An 872-nucleotide genomic window follows, 5' to 3' on the forward strand; every position below is an offset into this window, starting at 1 on the left:
ACTGCCCCGGATTTGATTGACTCGCGGGTTGTGGTGGTTTCAGGCCGCGAGTGGGGCCTGGTTCAGGGTCTCATATTCGACCGGAGTCAGCCGGGACAGCCCTCGTTGGCGCCGTCGGCGGTGGTAGGTCCGCTCGATCCAGCACACGATGGCCAGACGCAGTTCTTCCTTTGTGCCCCACCGTTTCCGGTCGAGCACGTTGCGCTGCAGCAGCGCGAACCACGACTCCATGGCCGAGTTGTCCGCGCATGCGGCAACCCGACCCATCGAGCCCTGTAATCGGTTGCGGGACAACAGGGTGACGAACTTTCTGGAACGAAATTGGCTGCCGCGGTCGGAATGAACAATGGTTCCGGCCGGTGACCGCAGGCCGATAGCGTTGCGCAGCGCCGAGCACGCCAGTTCGGCGGTCATCCGATCGTCGATGCTGTAGCCGACGATGCGGTTGGACCACACATCCTTCACCGCGCAGATGTAGAGCTTCCCCTCGCGGTGCGGTGCTCGGAAATATCGGTAAGCCATAGCCGGTTCGGGCCGGTGGCGGTGAAGTCGCGGCGAACCAGATCGTCGTGGACCGGTGGTCCCGGCCGGACGGTCAGGCCACGTTTCTTGGCGAACGCGCTGTAGACGCCCTGCAGCGAGCACAAACGCCCGACCCTGTTCTCCCCGGCTTCGAAACCGAGGTCGGCGAGTTCGTCAGCGATGAACCGATACCCGAATTCCGGATCGCCGGCGTGGATCTCGAGCGCAGCGTTGATCAGATGCGCGTCATCCCAATCACGTTGGGACACAGGTTCTTCTCGCCACTTGTAGAATGCTTGTTTCGAGAATCCCAATACCCGGCAGGCCACCGCCACCGGGATTCGGTCAGC

1 pseudogene is annotated in these 872 nt (G+C 62.8%); it reads right to left on the minus strand.

The annotated features are described in order from the left end of the window. Positions 1–39: 39 nt before the first annotated feature. Positions 40–872: pseudogene (locus tag NP4_RS39455) on the minus strand (IS3 family transposase); the annotation flags it as partial.

It is taken from the genome of Nocardia pseudobrasiliensis NBRC 108224 (assembly GCF_001613105.1).
Classification (GTDB): Bacteria; Actinomycetota; Actinomycetes; order Mycobacteriales; family Mycobacteriaceae; genus Nocardia; species Nocardia pseudobrasiliensis.